Origin of the sequence: Tomitella biformata AHU 1821 (assembly GCF_000524475.1) — a bacterium.
Lineage (GTDB): Bacteria > Actinomycetota > Actinomycetes > Mycobacteriales > Mycobacteriaceae > Tomitella > Tomitella biformata.
This window is the reverse complement of sequence record NZ_BAVQ01000039.1, coordinates 1-1,458: the sequence shown is the minus strand read 5'-3', so window position 1 is coordinate 1,458 and position 1,458 is coordinate 1. Positions and strand designations below refer to the sequence as shown.

Below are 1,458 nucleotides of genomic sequence, written 5' to 3'. Positions count from 1 at the left end.
GGTCAAGTCCTTTTGAGTGGTGTATCGGCGCTTTCTCGGATTCCTCCTGATGGGCGAGGTTTTCAGGCGGCGATCGCCGCGGGGTCCGCGGTCTCGGTGACGGTCTCAGGATCGGTTTCGGTGGCGGCGGCCTCCCATAGAGCGTCGGTGGCGGTGAGAGATTCCAGGCTCATATAGCGCCGCGATTCGGACCACTCATCGTGCTGCTCGGCGAGGACCGCGCCGACGAGCCGGATCACCGAATCACGGTTGGGGAAGATCCCGACGACATCGGTCCGACGCCGAATCTCCTTGTTCAGACGCTCATTTGGATTATTCGACCACACCTTCTTCCACAGCTCCTTCGGGAAATGCGTGAACGCGAGGACGTCCTCTCTGGCGGCCTCGAGATGCTCGGACGCCGCCGGCAGATGCTTGTCCAAGGTCTCGACCATGTGCTGGTACTGGGCTCGCACCGCCTCGGCGTCCGGTTGGGTGTAGACGCTGTGCAGCAGCGCTTTCACCGCTGGCCACTGAGATTTTGGGCATACCGCCATGAGGTTGGTGGCGTAGTGGGTGCGGCAGCGTTGCCAGCAGGCGGCCGGGAACACCGCCCCCGCGGCCTCCACCAGCCCGGCGTGGGCATCGGAGGTGATCAACCGGACCCCGCTCACACCTCGGGCGGCGAGGTCGCGGAAGAACCCCAGCCACCCCTCCTTGGTCTCCGCGCTCGCGAGCTGGACGCCGAGGATCTCCCGGAAGCCCTCGGCGTTGATGCCGGTGGCGACCATGCAGGCGACCTTGACCACCCGGCCGTGCTCACGCACTTTCAGCATCAGGGCATCGGCGGCCAGATAACGGTAGGGGCCGGCATCGAGGGGCCGGGTGCGGAACGCGGCGACCTGGGAGTCGAGGTCTTTGCTCATCTCCGAGACCTGCGACTTCGATAGGCCCGTGATCCCCAGGGTCTGCACCAGCTTGTCCATCCGCCGCGTCGAGACCCCTAGCAGGTAACACGTGGCGACGACGGTGGTCAGGGCCGCCTCTGCGCGTCGGCGGCGCTCGAGGAGCCAGTCGGGGAAGTAGCTGCCTTCCCGCAGCTTGGGGATCGCGACGTCGAGGGTGCCGGCGCGGGTATCGAGGTCGCGGTGGCGGTAGCCGTTGCGACGGTTGGTCCGCTCGTCGCTGCGGGAGCCGTAGGCGGCACCGCACACGGAGTCCGCCTCGGCGCTGAGCAGGGCGTTGACGAAGGTGGTGAGCATCTGACGCATCAGGTCCGGGGACGCTTGGGAGAGCAGGTCGGCCAGGAAGTTCTTGGGGTCGATATCGTGGGGTGCGGTCATCGCGGTGTGGTCCTTCGAGTGGGATGTAGGAGTTTCCTCGAAAGCCTCCCGCGGTGGCCGCTTTACGTGGCGGTCAACACGCCGACCTGGTCAGCGATGTTGCGGGGCTCGTACACCACCCTGCAGGACATAACCG

Annotated in this window: 1 protein-coding gene; it reads right to left on the bottom strand. The window is 66.1% G+C overall.

Going from position 1 to position 1,458, the window contains the following annotated elements; all coding sequences use genetic code 11:
• Nucleotides 1-62: 62 nt before the first annotated feature.
• Nucleotides 63-1,322: an IS256 family transposase gene (locus TBIF_RS13745; RefSeq protein ID WP_024795370.1), complete on the bottom strand. Its 1,260-nt coding sequence runs from the start codon at nt 1,320-1,322 to the stop codon at nt 63-65.
• Between the last annotated feature and the right edge of the window lie 136 nt (nt 1,323-1,458).

Excerpts from the sequence above, each read along its gene's own strand:
- TBIF_RS13745 (WP_024795370.1), bottom strand. The coding sequence starts at position 1,322 with ATGACCGCACCCCACGATATCGACCCCAAGAACTTCCTGGCCGACCTG.